This is a genomic window from Pseudomonas sp. MB-090624 (assembly GCF_003205245.1).
Lineage (GTDB): Bacteria > Pseudomonadota > Gammaproteobacteria > Pseudomonadales > Pseudomonadaceae > Aquipseudomonas > Aquipseudomonas juntendi.
In genome coordinates this window covers 21536-38836 of sequence record NZ_QJRK01000003.1, presented here as the reverse complement: position 1 = coordinate 38836, position 17301 = coordinate 21536, and the positions used below count along the sequence as shown (strand labels likewise).

Sequence of the window (17301 nt, the reverse complement as noted above, 5' to 3'; positions counted from 1 at the left end):
GCAAGTGGCAAGTAGCAAGTTGAAGCAATCCGCGTACCGCTTCGGCTTGTAGCTTGTAGCTTGTAGCTTGTAGCTTGTAGCTTGTAGCTTGTAGCTTGTAGCTTGTAGCTTGTAGCTTGTGGCTTGTGGCTTGTGGCTTGTGGCTTGTGGCTTGTAGCTTGTAGCTTGTAGCTTGTAGCTTGTAGCTTGCAGCTTGCAGCTGAAAAAGCACAAACCCCGGTGCGTGGCCGGGGTTTGTGCTGTTACGTCAAGCGGACCTTACAGGGCGGCGATGGCGCTGTTCAGGGTCTGGCTTGGGCGCATCACCTTGGCGGTCAGCTCGGCGTCCGGGGCGTAGTAGCCACCGATGTCGGCTGGCTTGCCCTGAACGGCGTTGAGCTCGGCGACGATGGTCTCCTCGTTCTCGGTCAGGGTCTTGGCCAGTGGGGCGAAGCGTGCCTGCAGGGCGGCGTCGTCGCTCTGTGCAGCCAGGGCCTGGGCCCAGTACAGGGTCAGGTAGAAGTGGCTGCCGCGGTTGTCGATACCGCCAACTTTGCGCGATGGCGACTTGTTGGTGTCGAGGAACTTGCCGGTTGCCTGGTCCAGGGTGCTGGCCAGAACCTTGGCGCGCGGGTTGTCGTAGGTGTTGCCCAGGTGCTCCAGGGAAGCGGCCAGGGCCAGGAATTCACCCAGCGAGTCCCAACGCAGGAAGTTTTCTTCGACCAGCTGCTGCACGTGCTTGGGTGCCGAGCCGCCGGCGCCGGTTTCGAACAGGCCGCCGCCACTCATCAGCGGCACGATCGACAGCATCTTGGCGCTGGTGCCCAGTTCCATGATCGGGAACAGGTCGGTCAGGTAGTCGCGCAGTACGTTACCGGTAACCGAGATGGTGTCCTTGCCTTCGCGAATGCGGGCCAGGGAGAACTTGATGGCGTCGACCGGGGCCATGACACGAATGTCCAGGCCGGTGGTGTCGTGATCCTTCAGGTACTTTTGCACTTTCTCGATCATCACGCCGTCGTGGGCGCGTGCCGGGTCCAGCCAGAACACCGCTGGGGTGTCGCTGAGGCGGGCACGGTTGACGGCCAGCTTGACCCAGTCCTGGATCGGCGCGTCCTTGGTCTGGCACATGCGGAAGATGTCACCGGCCTCGACGTTCTGCTCCAGAACCACGTTGCCCTTGCTGTCGACCACGCGAACCACGCCGTCGGCCTTGACCTGGAAGGTCTTGTCGTGGGAGCCGTACTCTTCGGCTTTCTGCGCCATCAGGCCAACGTTCGGCACGCTGCCCATGGTGGTCGGGTCGAAGGCGCCGTTGGCCTTGCAGTCTTCGATGGTGGCCTGGTAGATGCCGGCGTAGCAACGGTCCGGGATCACTGCCTTGGCGTCTTGCAGTTCGCCAGCGGTGTTCCACATCTTGCCCGAGTCACGGATCATGGCCGGCATCGAGGCGTCGACGATCACGTCGCTCGGTACGTGCAGGTTGGTGATGCCCTTGTCGGAGTTGACCATGGCCAGGGCCGGGCGCTGGGCGTACAGGGCCTGGATATCGGCTTCGATCTCGGCCTGCTTGTCAGCTGGCAGGTCCTTGATGCGGGCGTACAGGTCGCCGATGCCGTTGTTGGCGTTGAAGCCGACTTCGGCCAGGGCGGCGGCGTGCTTGGCCAGCACGTCGTTGTAGAACTCTTCGACGATGACGCCGAACATGATCGGGTCGGAGACCTTCATCATGGTGGCTTTCAGGTGTACCGACAGCAGCACGCCGGTGGCCTTGGCATCGGCGATCTGCTCGGCGATGAAGGCCTTCAGGGCCTTGCGGCTCATGGTTGCGCAGTCGATGACTTCGGCAGCCTTGACCGCGGTCTTTTCCTTCAGCACGGTGGTGCTGCCGTCTTTGCCGACCAGTTCGATACGTACGCTGTCGTCAGCTTCGATCAGTGCAGCTTTTTCGCTGCCGTAGAAGTCGCCTTGGGTCATGTGCGCGACGTGCGACTTGGAGTCGGCGGCCCAGGCGCCCATCTTGTGCGGGTGCTTGCGCGCGTAGTTCTTGACCGACAGCGGTGCGCGGCGGTCGGAGTTGCCTTCACGCAGGACCGGGTTCACGGCCGAACCTTTGATGCGGTCGTAGCGGGCGCGGGATTCTTTCTCTTGCTCGGTGGCCGGCTCGTCGGCGTAGTCAGGGATGTTGTAGCCCTTGCCTTGCAGCTCCTTGATCGCGGCTTTGAGCTGCGGTACCGAGGCGCTGATGTTCGGCAGCTTGATGATGTTGGCTTCAGGGGTGGTAGCCAGCTGGCCCAGTTCCGCCAGGTGATCGCCTACTTGCTTCTCTGCGCCCAGTTGCTCCGGGAAGGCGGCAAGGATACGGCCAGCCAGGGAGATGTCGCGAGTTTCGACAGCGATGTCAGCCGAAGCGGTGAACGCTTCGATGATCGGCAGCAGCGAGTAGGTGGCGAGGGCAGGGGCTTCGTCGGTGAAGGTATAGATGATCTTGGAACGGGTGGGCATGCGGGTTAACTCTCTGTGTGCTGAGCGTGCTCGAGTCTCGTGGTGCGCAGGGTAAGGCGCATCGCCCTGGCAAGCCATGAGCGGAAAGTCGAGAAGCTGCGAGCGGTGATGGTGGATGCATCAGTCGAGCGTCAAGTGCTGAACTGCGGTAACAGCCCAGGCTTTGGCAGCCAGGCGGAAAAGGCCCGGCTTTTCGGCCGATCACGGCCCAGGGCGGTCCGCATTTTCCTGGGATTCGCCCCGATGACCCAACGGTCGCGGCGGAGTATACCAAACCATTTGGCCTAATCAGCAAGGCCAAGTGATATCGGCCCATTTATAAGACCAAAGACTGAGGGGCAATGTGGCGTAATGCCGCAGCGCTGGCGGGGTGTTCTGCGCAGGCGCGCCCGCGCCTACGCCGTCAGCTTGCAGGTCGGCAGATGTGGTTTAGGCTCATTGCTACGCTTGATGTCCAACCCACACCCGATAGCGGAGTAGTGCAAGCATGGCATACCAGAAAATCAAGGTTCCGACCGGCGGCGCCAAGATCACCGTCAATGCAGACCATTCGCTCAACGTGCCCGACCAGCCGATCATTCCCTACATCGAAGGCGACGGGATCGGCGTTGACGTCTCACCGGTGATGATCAAGGTGGTCGATGCCGCTGTGCAGAAAGCCTATGGCGGCAAGCGCAAGATCGCCTGGATGGAGGTGTACGCCGGCGAAAAGGCCACCCACGTCTACGACCAGGACACCTGGCTGCCGCAGGAAACCCTCGACGCCGTGCGTGACTATGTGGTGTCGATCAAGGGCCCGCTGACCACCCCGGTGGGTGGCGGCATCCGTTCGCTGAACGTGGCTTTGCGCCAGCAGTTGGACCTGTATGTGTGCCTGCGCCCTGTGCTGTGGTTCCAGGGTGTGCCAAGCCCGGTTAAAAAACCGGGGGATGTCGACATGGTGATCTTCCGGGAGAACTCCGAAGACATCTATGCCGGCATCGAATGGAAGGCCGGTTCGCCGGAAGCTGACAAGGTGATCAAGTTCCTCAAGGAGGAAATGGGCGTTACCAAGATCCGTTTCGACCAGGACTGCGGCATTGGGATCAAGCCGGTTTCCCGCGAAGGGACCAAGCGTCTGGTACGCAAAGCCCTGCAATATGTGGTGGATAACGACCGCGAGTCGCTGACGCTGGTGCACAAGGGCAACATCATGAAGTTCACCGAAGGTGCCTTCAAGGACTGGGGCTACGAAGTGGCGCGTGACGAGTTCGGTGCCGAGTTGCTCGACGGCGGGCCGTGGATGAAGTTCAACAACCCCAAGACCGGCCGCGAAGTCATCGTCAAGGACGCCATTGCCGATGCCATGCTCCAGCAGATCCTGCTACGCCCGGCCGAGTACGATGTGATCGCCACGCTCAACCTCAACGGCGACTATTTGTCTGACGCCCTGGCGGCGGAGGTGGGCGGCATCGGTATAGCCCCCGGGGCCAACCTGTCCGACACCGTGGCCATGTTCGAGGCTACCCACGGCACGGCGCCCAAGTATGCCGGGCAGGACAAGGTCAACCCGGGTTCGGTGATTCTTTCGGCAGAAATGATGCTGCGCCACATGGGCTGGACCGAGGCCGCCGACCTGATCATCAAAGGCACCAATGGCGCGATTGCGGCCAAGACCGTGACTTACGACTTCGAGCGCCTGATGGACGGTGCCACGCTGGTGGGAAGTTCGGGCTTCGGCGACGCCATGATCAAACATATGTAAGCGAATGTGAAACGGCCGCTTCTGGTAAAGAAGCGGCCTTTCTTTTCGTTTACCGCTGGCAGGGCAGTCGGTCAGGCGTCGGCCGTGCTGCCCACGGGCTGTGCACTGGCCGGCGCGGGCGCAGCCGCGGATGCACTTCTGATGTTGACGGCATGAAAACCTTTCGGGCCTTGGATGACATCGAAGGTCACGGCCTGGCCGGCCTTGAGCGTCTTGTACCCGTCCATCTGGATGGCTGAATAATGAGCGAACAAGTCGTCGTCCTTGCCCTCTTCATTGACGAATCCATAGCCCTTGGCATTGTTGAACCACTTGACTTTACCGCTTGCCATCCCTATGTCCCTCTGCAAAGGACTCCATCACTGGAGTATCATCCACTTCATCCGCATACGAACCTTGCGAAAAAATCTGGTTGACTGCGCGGATCTTTATCGACCACGGTGGGTTCCTATTGGTTGTAACACCGTTTTGCCGATAGTCAAGGTCATGCAGCGGCTGCACCAATGGCCGTTCGCAGGGTCAACCCACAACCTTAACCTGTCGATGTGATGAAATTCTTTCCATGCATGCACACAGCCAGATTCGACTAACATTCAATCAGGATCGTCCTCAATCGAATGAGGACGATGGCTCCGGTCTGGCGGTTCAGGAAGCCAAGCCGATCCTGCAGGCGCCACCGATGTACAAGGTGGTTTTGTTCAACGATGACTACACACCGATGGATTTCGTCGTCGAAGTGCTCGAGACGTTCTTCAGTCTGAACCGCGAGCTGGCGACCAAGATCATGCTGACCGTCCATACCGAGGGGCGGGCAGTGTGCGGATTGTTTACCCGTGACATCGCCGAAACGAAGGCTATGCAGGTCAACCAATACGCCAGGGAAAGCCAGCATCCGCTACTCTGTGAAATCGAGAAGGACGGTTAATCGCCGACCACTTGGGTATGAGGTGAAGCTATGTTAAACCGCGAGCTCGAAGTCACCCTCAATCTTGCCTTCAAGGAGGCCCGTTCGAAGCGTCATGAATTCATGACCGTCGAACATCTGCTGCTGGCACTCCTGGACAATGAGGCTGCCGCGACCGTTCTGCGCGCCTGTGGCGCCAATCTCGACAAGCTCAAGCACGACCTGCAAGAGTTCATCGATTCGACCACGCCGCTGATTCCTGTCAACGATGAAGACAGGGAAACCCAGCCAACCCTGGGCTTCCAGCGTGTGCTGCAACGCGCCGTGTTCCACGTACAAAGCTCTGGCAAGCGTGAAGTGACCGGCGCCAACGTACTGGTGGCGATCTTCAGCGAACAGGAAAGCCAGGCCGTGTTCCTGCTCAAGCAGCAGAGCGTGGCCCGCATCGATGTAGTCAACTACATCGCCCACGGCATCTCCAAGGTGCCGGGGCATGGCTCGCAATCCGAGAGCGACCAGGACATGCAGGACGAAGAGGGCGGTGAAACCTCTTCTTCCAGCAACCCGCTGGACGCCTATGCCAGCAACCTCAACGAGCTGGCACGTGCTGGCCGTATCGACCCGCTGGTAGGCCGCGAGCAGGAAGTGGAGCGCGTTGCGCAGATCCTTGCCCGCCGCCGCAAGAACAACCCGCTGCTGGTGGGTGAGGCCGGGGTAGGCAAAACGGCGATTGCCGAAGGGCTGGCCAAGCGTATTGTCGATGGCCAGGTGCCTGACCTGCTGGCACAGAGCGTGGTGTACTCGCTCGACCTGGGCGCGCTGCTGGCCGGTACCAAGTACCGCGGCGACTTCGAGAAGCGCTTCAAGGCGCTGCTTGGCGAGCTGCGCAAGCGCCCGCAGGCCATTCTGTTCATCGATGAGATCCACACCATCATCGGTGCCGGTGCGGCGTCGGGTGGGGTAATGGATGCGTCCAACCTGCTCAAGCCGCTGTTGTCTTCGGGTGAAATCCGCTGCATCGGCTCCACGACCTTCCAGGAATTCCGTGGCATCTTCGAGAAGGACCGTGCCTTGGCGCGGCGTTTCCAGAAGGTAGATGTCAGCGAACCCTCGGTTGAAGACACCGTGGGCATCCTGCGCGGCCTGAAAGGGCGGTTCGAAAGCCACCACAATATCGAGTACAGCGACGAAGCCCTGCGCGCCGCCGCCGAGCTGGCCTCGCGCTACATCAATGACCGGCACATGCCGGACAAGGCCATCGACGTGATCGACGAGGCTGGCGCCTACCAGCGCCTGCAGCCGGAAGCCAGCCGCGTCAAGCGCATCGACGTGCCGCAGGTGGAGGATATCGTCGCCAAGATTGCGCGAATTCCGCCGAAGCATGTCAGCAGCTCCGACAAGGAACTGCTGCGTAACCTGGAGCGCGACCTGAAGCTGACCGTTTTCGGTCAGGACCAGGCCATCGATTCGCTGTCCACGGCCATCAAGCTGTCGCGTGCCGGCCTCAAGGCACCTGACAAGCCAGTGGGTTCGTTCCTGTTTGCCGGCCCTACCGGCGTCGGCAAGACCGAAGCGGCCCGGCAATTGGCCAAGGCGCTGGGTGTGGAGCTGGTGCGCTTCGATATGTCCGAGTACATGGAGCGCCATACCGTTTCGCGCTTGATCGGTGCACCGCCCGGCTATGTCGGGTTCGACCAGGGTGGTCTGCTGACCGAGGCGATTACCAAGCAGCCGCACTGCGTGTTGCTGCTCGACGAAATCGAGAAGGCGCACCCGGAAGTCTTCAACCTGCTGCTGCAGGTGATGGACCACGGTACCCTTACCGACAACAACGGGCGCAAGGCCGACTTCCGTAACGTGATCCTGATCATGACCACCAACGCCGGCGCGGAAACCGCGTCGCGGGCCTCGATCGGCTTCACCCATCAGGACCATGCGTCCGATGCGATGGAAGTGATCCGCAAGAGCTTTACGCCAGAGTTCCGCAACCGCCTGGATACCATCATCCAGTTTGGCCGCCTGAGCACCGAAACCATCAAGAGCATCGTCGACAAGTTCCTTATCGAACTGCAGGCGCAGCTCGAAGACAAGCGCGTGCTGCTTGAGGTCAGCGACGAGGCCCGCGGCTGGCTGGCGGCCTCGGGGTATGACGCGCAGATGGGCGCGCGGCCGATGGCGCGGTTGATTCAGGACAAGATCAAGCGGCCGCTGGCCGAGGAGATCCTGTTTGGTGAGTTGGCCCAGCATGGCGGTGTGGTGCACGTCGACTTGCGCGATGGCGAGTTGGTGTTCGACTTCGAGACCACGGCTGAAGTAGCGTGATACATGGGGCTGCAACGCAGCCCCTTACAAACTTGAAGGCATGAAAAAGCCCGGCACTTGGCCGGGCTTTTTCATGGCTGGAGCTTAGCGCGCACGGTAGGTGATGCGGCCCTTGCTCAGGTCATAAGGCGTCAGCTCGACGCGGACCTTGTCGCCAGTGAGAATACGGATGTAGTTTTTGCGCATCTTTCCGGAGATGTGCGCGGTTACGACGTGCCCGTTTTCCAACTCCACGCGGAACATGGTGTTGGGCAGGGTGTCGACGACAGTACCTTCCATTTCGAAGCTGTCTTCTTTCGACATGCAGTTGAGCCCTCGGTGTCCAGTGTTGGCCCGACGCATATCCGCACCGGGCAAAAAAGTGGCGTGGATTATGCCGGAAAACTGTGTGTCAAGCCAATGCTTTCAGTTGAGGGTGACCCAGCGCTGGTTTATCAACAATTCGATGGGCCGATACTGTGTCTTGTAGTTCATCTTCTTGCAGTTCTTGATCCAGTAGCCCAGGTACACCGCCTCCAGATCCTTGCGCAGGGCTTCGCCGATCTGCCAGAGAATGGCGAAACGGCCCAGGCTGCGGCGCTCTTCGTCGGGCTCGTAGAAGGTGTAGACCGCTGACAGGCCATTGGGCAGCACGTCGCACACGGCCACTGCCATCAGCCGGCCGGCCAGGCGAAATTCGTAGAACCAGCAGAAGGGCAGGTCCCGCACCAGGAAGGTGGAAAACTGGTCGCGGCTGGGTGGATACATGTCACCGTCGGCATGGCGGGTTTCGATGTAACGCCGGTACAGCTCGAAGTACTCTTCCTTGAACGCCGGCCGCGCTGCGCTCACGGTGAGGTCGGCATTGCGCTTGAGGATGCGCCGCTGCTGGCGGTTGGGAATGAAACGGGCCGCGGGGATGCGCGCCGGTACGCAGGCGTTGCAGTTCTGGCAGTGGGGGCGATACAAGTGGTCGCCACTGCGGCGAAAACCCATGTCCGACAAGTCGGCATAGACGTTCACGTCCATCGGCTGGCTGGGGTCGAGGAACAGCGTGGTTGCCTGCTCGTCGGGCAGGTAACTGCAGGAGTGGGGTTGAGTGGCATAGAACTTCAACCGCGCCAACTCTGTCATGATCAACCCCTCGGTGAGACTTTGTTCTAAGTGTAAGCCAGCCAGGGAAAACCGCCTAGGCAACCACCCAGGTCGCGCTGTTGGGCTGGTCGAGGTGACGGGCCAGGTAGCGGGCGAACTCGGCGCGGCTGATGGCATGGGCGCCGAGGCTGTGCAGGTGGTTGGTGGGCATCTGGCAGTCGATCAGTACGAAGCCGGCCTGGCGCAGGTGCTCGACCAGGGTCACGAAACCGACCTTGGAGGCGTTGTCGGCGCGGCTGAACATCGATTCGCCGAAGAACAACTGGCCCATGGCCAGGCCGTACAGGCCGCCGACCAGTTCGCCGTGCTGGCGTACTTCGACCGAGTGGGCAATGCCGCGACGGTGCAGTTCGCAGTAGGCGTTGCGCATGGTATCGGTGATCCAGGTGCCGTCGGCGTAATCGCGGGGGGCGGCGCAGGCGTCGATGACCGCCGGGAAGTCGCTGTCGAAACTGACCTGGTAGCGCCCCTGGCGCATCAGCTTGGCCAGCGAGCGCGATACGTGAAGCTGGTCGGGCAGCAACACCGTGCGCGGGTCGGGTGACCACCACAGGATCGGCTGGCCGTCCTGGTACCAGGGGAAGCAGCCATGGCGGTAGGCCTGCACCAGCCGTTCGGGGCTCAGGTCGCCGCCGGCGGCGAGCAGGCCGTTGGGTTCGTGCAGGGCCTTTTCCAGGGGCGGGAAGGTCAGCGAGTCGCGGGTCAGCCAGGTGAGCATGGTCTATCGTGCGGTGGGGGAGGGGAGCGGGCAGCATGGCGTGCGCGCCCGGCAGGGTCAATGGCTGAGCGCCGGCAGCGGCGGCCAGGGCCGGCACGGCCGCGAAATTCGGGCAATTTCCTGCACATTGATGAAACCACAGGCACCATCCGCTACATTTGCTGTCATACCTGTGCAAAAACACAGCATAAGCCTTTGTCACGAAAGAAAATGCGTGCTCAAATTGCAGGCATGTGAAAGTCGCCCCCGCTTGAGCGCCTTATGGCGCGCCGTCATGGCAGTGGGCGGGCAGTAATGTTAAAAGTAGTGGTTCATTGGCCGCACTGCCGGCCGAGCACTATTGGACGCGCAACACGCGCAGGAATAGACGTGTTTTGAAGAAATCCACCGCAACCCCAGCTCCCTTGCCCGTGCCCCTGTGGCGGCAGCAGCTGCATTATCGCCTCAAGGAAGGTGCGTTGATCGCCGTTGGCGCTCTGTGCCTGTACCTGTGGATGGCGCTGCTGACCTACGACACTTCGGATCCGGGCTTCAGCCACACCGCCACCGTCGACCAGGTGCAGAACGCCGCCGGGCGTGCCGGTGCCTACTTTGCCGACATCCTGTTCATGGTGTTGGGTTACTTCGCCTATATCTTCCCGCTGCTGCTGGCGGTGAAAACCTGGCAGATCTTCCGCCAGCGCCATCAGCCCTGGGACTGGAGCGGCTGGCTGTTTTCCTGGCGGCTGATCGGCCTGGTATTCCTGGTGCTGTCGGGGGCCGCGCTGGCGCACATCCACTTCCATTCGCCTGCGAGCTTGCCATTTTCTGCCGGCGGCGCCCTGGGCGAGAGCCTTGGCGACCTGGCGCGCAACCTGCTGAACGTGCAGGGCAGTACGCTGATGTTCATCGCCCTGTTCCTGTTCGGCCTGACCGTGTTCACCGACCTGTCGTGGTTCAAGGTGATGGACCTGACGGGCAAGATCACCCTCGACCTGTTCGAACTGGTGCAGGGCGCCGCCAATCGCTGGTGGGAAGCCCGCAACGAACGCAAGCGCCTTGAAGCGCAGTTGCGCGAGGATGAGCCCGTGGTGAAGGCCGCGCCAACGGTCGCCGAGAAACGCGAACCCGCCAAACCGGCGCTGCGTGAGCGCATCTTCAAGCGTGAAGAGGCGCCGGCAGCGGTGGTCGAGCCCCGCGAGCCGACCCTCGGGCGCGAGCCCGTGGCCCCGGCCCGCGAACCGGCCCTGGCCCGCGAGCCGGTGGTGCCGCCCCGCGAGCCAAGCCTTGCCCGTGTGCCGTCGTCCACGCCAACCATCGTGCCCCCGGCCGTAGACAAGGCGCCAGAGCCGAGCAAGCGGGTGATGAAAGAGAAGCAGACGCCGCTGTTCATCGACAGCGCCGTGGAGGGCACGCTGCCGTCGATATCCATCCTCGACCCGGCCGAACAGAAGAAGATCGAGTACTCGCCAGAATCCCTGGCCGGTGTCGGTCAGCTGCTGGAAATCAAGCTCAAGGAGTTCGGCGTTGAGGTCTCGGTGGATTCCATCCACCCAGGCCCGGTGATCACCCGCTACGAAATCCAGCCTGCCGCTGGCGTCAAGGTCAGCCGTATCGCCAACCTGGCCAAGGACCTGGCGCGGTCGCTGGCGGTGACCAGCGTGCGTGTGGTCGAGGTCATCCCCGGCAAGACCACCGTGGGTATCGAGATCCCCAACGAAAACCGCCAGATGGTGCGTTTCTCCGAAGTGCTGGCCACGCCGCAGTACGATGAGCAGAAGTCCCCTGTCACCCTGGCCCTGGGCCACGACATTGGCGGCAAGCCGGTGATTACCGACCTGGCCAAGATGCCCCACCTGTTGGTGGCCGGTACCACGGGTTCCGGTAAGTCGGTGGGGGTCAACGCGATGATCCTGTCGATCCTGTTCAAGTCCAGCCCGGAAGACGCGCGGCTGATCATGATCGACCCGAAAATGCTCGAGCTGTCGATCTACGAAGGCATTCCGCACCTGTTGTGCCCGGTGGTCACCGACATGAAGGACGCCGCCAACGCCCTGCGCTGGAGCGTGGCCGAGATGGAGCGCCGCTACAAGCTGATGGCGGCCATGGGTGTGCGTAACCTGGCCGGCTTCAACCGCAAGATCAAGGACGCCCAGGAAGCCGGGGAAATCATCCACGACCCGCTGTACCGCCGCGAAAGCATGGACGACGAGCCGCCGGCGCTGAAAACTCTGCCGACCATCGTGGTGGTGGTCGACGAATTCGCCGACATGATGATGATTGTCGGCAAGAAGGTCGAAGAACTGATCGCCCGTATCGCGCAGAAAGCGCGTGCGGCGGGCATTCACCTTATCCTCGCCACCCAGCGCCCGTCGGTGGACGTGATCACCGGTCTGATCAAGGCCAACATCCCGACCCGCATGGCCTTCCAGGTGTCGAGCAAGATCGACTCGCGGACCATCATCGACCAGGGCGGTGCCGAACAACTGCTGGGCCACGGTGACATGCTGTACATGCCGCCGGGCACCAGCCTGCCGATCCGGGTGCATGGCGCGTTCGTTTCCGACGACGAGGTGCACCGCACGGTCGAGGCGTGGAAGCTGCGCGGCGCCCCAGACTACAACGACGACATTCTCAATGGCGTGGAAGAAGCCGGCAGCGGCTTCGACGGCGGCGGCGGTGGTGGTGATGGCGACGATGCCGAAACCGATGCGCTGTATGATGAAGCGGTGCAGTTCGTGCTCGAGAGCCGTCGTGCTTCCATTTCTGCCGTGCAGCGCAAACTGAAGATCGGCTACAACCGTGCCGCCCGCATGATCGAGTCGATGGAAATGGCCGGCGTCGTTACCCCGATGAACAGCAACGGCTCGCGGGAAGTAATTGCCCCAGGCGGCCCGCGCGACTGATGAACACCCTGCCGGGCGCCAGCGTTGGTGCCCGGCCTTTTCAATGCTCAATGAGGATTCCCATGCGCGCGACTCGCATGCTGTTGGTTTCTGCCCTGACCCTGGGCTCGGTTACCGCTTATGCCGGTGAGCAGGATGTGCAACGCCTGACCCAGTTGCTGGAAAAGTCACAGACCATCGAGGCCAATTTCTCCCAGCTGACCTTGGGCGCCGATGGCACCAGCCTGCAGGAAACCTCGGGCAAGATGACCGTCAAGCGGCCGGGCCTGTTCTACTGGCATACCGACGCACCGCAGGAGCAAGTGGTGGTGTCGGACGGCAAGAACGTCACCCTGTGGGACCCGGACCTGGAACAGGCCACCATCAAGAAGCTCGACGTGCGCCTGAACCAGACCCCGGCGCTGCTGCTGTCGGGTGATGTGTCGAAAATCAGCCAGAGCTTCGACATCACCTCGAAGGAGCAGGGCGAAGTGATGGACTTCACCCTCAAGCCGAAAACCAAGGACACCTTGTTCGACTCGCTGCGCGTGTCGTTCCGCAAGGGCCTGATCAATGACATGCAGCTGATCGACAGCGTCGGCCAGCGCACCAACATCCTGTTCAATGGCGTCAAGGCCAACCAGGCGGTGCCGGACAGCAGGTTCAAGTTCGACATTCCCAAAGGCGCGGACGTGATCAAGGAGTAACCAGAGCTCGCCATGGACCTGTTTCGAAGCGAACCTGTCGCCCAGCCTCTGGCGGCCCGCCTGCGCCCGTCCAACCTGGACGAGTACGTAGGCCAGGAGCACCTGCTGGCGCGCGGCAAACCGCTGCGCGAGGCATTGGAGCAAGGCGCGCTGCACTCGATGATCTTCTGGGGCCCGCCAGGGGTAGGCAAGACCACCCTGGCGCGGCTGCTGGCGCAGTTCTGTGATGCGCATTTCGAAACCGTGTCGGCGGTACTGGCCGGGGTGAAGGAAATTCGCCAGGCGGTGGAGGTTGCCAAGCAGCAGGCAGGGCAATACGGCCGCCGCACCATTCTGTTCGTCGACGAGGTGCACCGCTTCAACAAGTCGCAGCAGGATGCCTTCTTGCCCTACGTGGAAGACGGCACCCTGCTGTTCATTGGCGCCACCACCGAAAACCCCTCGTTCGAGCTCAACAACGCACTGTTGTCGCGGGCGCGGGTGTATGTGCTCAAAAGCCTGGACGAGGCGGCGTTGCGCAAGCTGGTCGACCGCGCCCTCACCGAGGAGCGTGGCCTGGGCAAGCGCAACCTGCGGGTGGGCGACGATGCCTTCAAGATGCTGATGGCCGCCGCAGACGGCGATGGCCGGCGCATGCTCAATTTTCTCGAAAATGCCTCGGACCTGGCCGAAGACGGCAGTGAAATCGACGTCGAGATGCTGCAGAGCCTGTTGGGCGACAGCCGTCGCCGTTTTGACAAGGGCGGCGAAGCCTTCTACGACCAGATTTCCGCGCTGCACAAATCGGTACGCGGTTCCAACCCGGACGGCGCCCTGTACTGGTTCGCGCGCATGCTCGACGGCGGCTGCGACCCGCTGTACATCGCCCGCCGTGTGGTGCGCATGGCCAGCGAAGACATTGGCAACGCCGACCCGCGGGCGCTCGGCTTGTGCCTGGCGGCCTGGGATGTACAAGAGCGCCTGGGCAGCCCCGAAGGCGAGCTGGCGGTGGCCCAGGCCATCACCTACCTGGCCTGTGCGCCGAAGAGCAACGCGGTGTACATGGGCTTCAAGACCGCCCTGCGCGAAGCCGCCGAGCATGGCTCGCTGGAAGTGCCACTGCACTTGCGCAATGCGCCCACCAAGCTCATGAAGCAACTGGGTTACGGCGACGAGTACCGCTACGCCCATGACGAGCCCGACGCCTATGCAGCCGGCGAGGACTACTTCCCCGATGCACTCGAGCCGCGCCAGTACTACCAGCCGGTGCCGCGCGGCCTGGAACTGAAAATCGGCGAGAAGCTGCGCCACCTGGCCGACCTGGACCGCAACAGCCCCCGTCAGCGGAGAAAGCCATGATTGCCTTGATCGCTGCCGTGAGTGCCGGGGGCGTCGCCGGTACGTTGCTGCGCTTTGCCACCGCCAATTGGGTCACCGCCCACTGGCCACGGCACTTCTATGCCGGTACGCTGGCGGTCAACCTGGTTGGCTGCCTGCTGATCGGCCTGCTCTACGGCTTGTTCCTGCACAAGCCACTGGCGCCGGTCGAGTTGCGCGCCGGCTTGATCGTCGGCTTCCTTGGTGGCCTTACGACTTTTTCCTCTTTTTCGCTCGATACCGTGCGCCTGATGGAAAGCGGGCAAGTACCGCTGGCCTTGGGCTATACCAGTATCAGCGTAGTGGGCGGGCTGCTCGCGACCTGGGCCGGCCTGTCCCTGACCCGTTTCTGAACCAACACCTACCTATAACGAGAGAACGATATGCTCGATTCCAAACTGTTACGCGGCCAACTTCAGGAAGTGGCGGATCGCCTGACCTCCCGTGGCTTCAGCCTGGATGTCGCGCGCATCGAATCACTGGAAGAACGCCGCAAGGCGGTGCAGACCCGTACCGAGCAGCTGCAGGCCGAGCGTAACGCCCGTTCCAAGTCCATCGGCCAGGCCAAGGCCAAGGGCGAGGACATCGCCCCACTGATGGCCGATGTCGAGCGCATGGCCAATGAGCTGGCGGCCGGCAAGGCCGAGCTGGACGAGATCCAGGCCGAGCTGGACGGCATCCTGCTGACCATCCCCAACTTGCCGGATGCCAGCGTACCGGTCGGTGCCAGCGAAGACGACAACGTTGAAGTGCGCCGTTGGGGCAGCCCGAAAACCTTCGATTTCGACATCAAGGACCACGTTGCCCTGGGTGAACTCAGCGGTGGCCTGGACTTCGAAGCCGCCGCCAAGCTGTCCGGCGCACGCTTTGCCGTGCTGCGCGGGCCGATTGCCCGCCTGCACCGCGCCCTGGCGCAGTTCATGATCAACCTGCATACGGGCGAGCACGGTTACGAGGAACACTACACCCCGTACCTGGTGCAGGCCCCAGCGCTGCAGGGCACTGGCCAGTTGCCGAAGTTCGAAGAAGACCTGTTCAAGATCACCCGCGAAGGCGAGGCTGACTTCTACCTGATCCCGACTGCCGAGGTGTCGCTGACCAACCTGGTGGCAGGCGCGATTCTGGATGCCAAGCAACTGCCGCTGAAGCTGGTTGCCCACACCCCGTGCTTCCGCAGTGAAGCGGGCGCTTCCGGCCGGGACACCCGCGGCATGATCCGCCAGCACCAGTTCGACAAGGTCGAGATGGTGCAGGTGGTGGAGCCGGCGAAGTCGATGGAAGCCCTGGAAGGGCTGACGGCCAACGCCGAGCGCGTGCTGCAGCTGCTGGAGCTGCCGTACCGCGTGCTGGCCCTGTGCACCGGCGACATGGGTTTCGGCGCGGTGAAAACCTATGACCTGGAAGTGTGGGTGCCGAGCCAGGACAAGTACCGTGAAATCAGCTCGTGCTCCAATTGCGGCGACTTCCAGGCGCGCCGCATGCAGGCCCGCTGGCGCAACCCGGAAACCGGCAAGCCGGAACTGGTACACACCCTCAACGGGTCCGGCCTGGCGGTTGGCCGTACCTTGGTTGCGGTGCTGGAAAACTACCAGCAGGCGGACGGCTCGATCCGCGTGCCAGAGGTGCTGAAGCCTTACATGGGCGGCGTCGAGGTCATCCGCTAAATGGATTATCTGCCGCTGTTCCACAAGCTGCAGGGCGGCCGTGTACTGGTCGTCGGCGGCGGTGAGATCGCCTTGCGCAAGGCGCGCTTGCTGGCGGATGCCGGGAGTGTGCTGCGCGTGGTGGCGCCGGACGTCGACGGCCAGTTGGCTGCGTTGGCCCGGGAAGGTGGCGGTGAGGTGCTGGTGCGTGGCTACCAGGCCGCCGACCTGGTCGGGTGCCGGCTGGTGATCGCCGCCACTGACGACCCTGGGCTGAACGCGCAGGTGTCGGCCGATGCGCAGGCCGTCAGCCTGCCAGTCAACGTGGTGGACGCGCCGGCCTTGTGCACGGTGATCTTCCCGGCGATTGTCGACCGTTCACCGTTGGTGATTGCGGTGTCCAGTGGCGGGGACGCTCCGGTGCTGGCGCGTTTGATTCGCGCCAAGCTGGAAGCCTGGATCCCGGCTGCCTACGGTGAGCTGGCCGGGCTGGCGGCGCGGTTCCGGCACAAGGTCAAGTCCTTGTATCCGGACGTGAACCAGCGCCGTGGCTTCTGGGAGACCGTGTTCCAGGGCCCGATCGCCGAGCGCCAGCTGGCCGGGCAGGGCGCCGAAGCCGAACGCCTGTTGCAGGCGATGGTGGAGGGCGCACCGGTGCAGCAGGGGGGCGAGGTGTACCTGGTAGGTGCGGGCCCGGGCGACCCGGACCTGCTCACCTTCCGCGCCTTGCGCCTCATGCAGCAGGCCGATGTGGTGCTGTATGACCGCCTGGTGGCCCCTGCGATCATCGATATGTGCCGGCGTGATGCCGAGCGTATCTACGTTGGCAAGCGCCGCGCTGATCACGCCGTACCGCAGGACCAGATCAACCGCCTGTTGGTTGACCTGGCCCAGCAAGGCAAACGCGTACTGCGCCTGAAGGGCGGCGACCCGTTCATCTTTGGGCGCGGTGGCGAAGAGATCGAAGAGCTGGCCGAGCATGGCATCCCCTTCCAGGTGGTGCCGGGCATTACGGCGGCCAGTGGCTGTTCCGCCTATGGCGGGATTCCACTGACCCATCGCGACCATGCCCAGTCGGTGCGCTTCGTGACCGGGCACCTCAAGGATGGCACCAGCAATCTGCCATGGAACGACCTGGTGGCGCCGGCCCAGACCCTGGTGTTCTACATGGGTTTGGTGGGCTTGCCTACGATCTGCGCAGAGCTGATTCGCCATGGGCGTGCGGCCAGTACCCCGGCGGCCCTGGTGCAGCAGGGTACTACGCGTAACCAGCGGGTGTTCACCGGTACCTTGGCGGACTTGCCGGAGCTGGTGGCCCAGCATGAAGTGCATGCGCCGACCCTGGTGATTGTTGGGGAAGTGGTGCAGTTGCGCGACAAGCTGGCCTGGTTTGAAGGTTCGCAGAACAGCTGAAACCGCCGGGGC

Annotated in this window: 14 protein-coding genes; 9 read left to right on the top strand and 5 right to left on the bottom strand. The window is 62.6% G+C overall.

From position 1 onward, the window contains the following. Window positions 1–258: 258 nt before the first annotated feature. Window positions 259–2484: an NADP-dependent isocitrate dehydrogenase gene (locus DMX12_RS02435; RefSeq protein ID WP_110676062.1), complete on the bottom strand. Its 2226-nt coding sequence runs from the start codon at window positions 2482–2484 to the stop codon at window positions 259–261. A gap of 487 nt (window positions 2485–2971) precedes the next feature. On the opposite strand from DMX12_RS02435, the gene icd reads away from it, so the two are divergent. Next, window positions 2972–4228 (top strand): NADP-dependent isocitrate dehydrogenase, encoded by a 1257-nt coding sequence (gene icd, locus DMX12_RS02430; RefSeq protein WP_110676060.1) that lies wholly within the window; start codon window positions 2972–2974, stop codon window positions 4226–4228. Between the two features lie 71 nt (window positions 4229–4299). Here icd and cspD read toward each other — a convergent pair whose 3' ends face one another. After that, complete coding sequence (gene cspD, locus DMX12_RS02425) at window positions 4300–4560, bottom strand: cold shock domain-containing protein CspD (protein ID WP_110676058.1); 261 nt, start codon at window positions 4558–4560, stop codon at window positions 4300–4302. Between the two features lie 230 nt (window positions 4561–4790). Here cspD and clpS point away from each other — a divergent pair, with 230 nt between their 5' ends. After that, complete coding sequence (clpS, locus tag DMX12_RS02420; RefSeq protein WP_009683116.1) at window positions 4791–5153, top strand: ATP-dependent Clp protease adapter ClpS; 363 nt, start codon at window positions 4791–4793, stop codon at window positions 5151–5153. A 30-nt stretch (window positions 5154–5183) separates the two neighbouring features. Continuing rightward, entirely contained in the window at window positions 5184–7454 is a 2271-nt protein-coding gene (gene clpA, locus DMX12_RS02415; RefSeq protein ID WP_110676056.1) for an ATP-dependent Clp protease ATP-binding subunit ClpA, read from the top strand. Between the two features lie 84 nt (window positions 7455–7538). On the opposite strand, the gene infA is transcribed toward clpA, so the two are convergent. The 3 genes from infA to aat all read right to left on the bottom strand — a co-directional run bounded on the left by infA (window position 7539) and on the right by aat (window position 9306). Beyond that, window positions 7539–7757, bottom strand: coding sequence for a translation initiation factor IF-1 (gene infA, locus DMX12_RS02410; RefSeq protein WP_002553999.1), 219 nt, complete (start codon window positions 7755–7757; stop codon window positions 7539–7541). A 102-nt stretch (window positions 7758–7859) separates the two neighbouring features. Next, window positions 7860–8567 carry an arginyltransferase gene (locus tag DMX12_RS02405; protein WP_054904215.1) on the bottom strand — a complete coding sequence of 236 codons (708 nt, stop codon included), beginning with the start codon at window positions 8565–8567 and terminating at the stop codon, window positions 7860–7862. A gap of 55 nt (window positions 8568–8622) precedes the next feature. Then, on the bottom strand, window positions 8623–9306 hold the full coding sequence (gene aat / locus DMX12_RS02400) for a leucyl/phenylalanyl-tRNA--protein transferase (protein WP_054881605.1): 684 nt from the start codon (window positions 9304–9306) through the stop codon (window positions 8623–8625). A gap of 323 nt (window positions 9307–9629) precedes the next feature. Here aat and DMX12_RS02395 point away from each other — a divergent pair, with 323 nt between their 5' ends. The 6 genes from DMX12_RS02395 to cysG all read left to right on the top strand — a co-directional run bounded on the left by DMX12_RS02395 (window position 9630) and on the right by cysG (window position 17289). Beyond that, the gene (locus tag DMX12_RS02395) at window positions 9630–12191 is read left to right on the top strand and encodes a DNA translocase FtsK 4TM domain-containing protein (protein ID WP_371928249.1); all 2562 of its coding nucleotides are present in this window, start codon (window positions 9630–9632) and stop codon (window positions 12189–12191) included. A 62-nt stretch (window positions 12192–12253) separates the two neighbouring features. Beyond that, window positions 12254–12877, top strand: a complete 624-nt coding sequence (lolA, locus tag DMX12_RS02390) for an outer membrane lipoprotein chaperone LolA (RefSeq protein WP_110676052.1) — start codon at window positions 12254–12256, stop codon at window positions 12875–12877. Window positions 12878–12889: 12 nt separating this feature from the next. Next, window positions 12890–14215: a replication-associated recombination protein A gene (locus DMX12_RS02385; RefSeq protein ID WP_054904213.1), complete on the top strand. Its 1326-nt coding sequence runs from the start codon at window positions 12890–12892 to the stop codon at window positions 14213–14215. Continuing rightward, complete coding sequence (gene crcB, locus DMX12_RS02380) at window positions 14212–14586, top strand: fluoride efflux transporter CrcB (RefSeq protein ID WP_009683106.1); 375 nt, start codon at window positions 14212–14214, stop codon at window positions 14584–14586. The genes DMX12_RS02385 and crcB overlap by 4 nt, the downstream gene beginning before the upstream one ends. Before the next feature lie 30 nt (window positions 14587–14616). After that, a complete protein-coding gene (gene serS, locus DMX12_RS02375; RefSeq protein WP_110676050.1) occupies window positions 14617–15897 on the top strand; it encodes a serine--tRNA ligase in 1281 nt (426 codons plus the stop codon). Then, a complete protein-coding gene (gene cysG / locus DMX12_RS02370; protein ID WP_054912653.1) occupies window positions 15898–17289 on the top strand; it encodes a siroheme synthase CysG in 1392 nt (463 codons plus the stop codon). It begins immediately after the preceding gene. The last annotated feature ends 12 nt before the right edge of the window (window positions 17290–17301 follow it).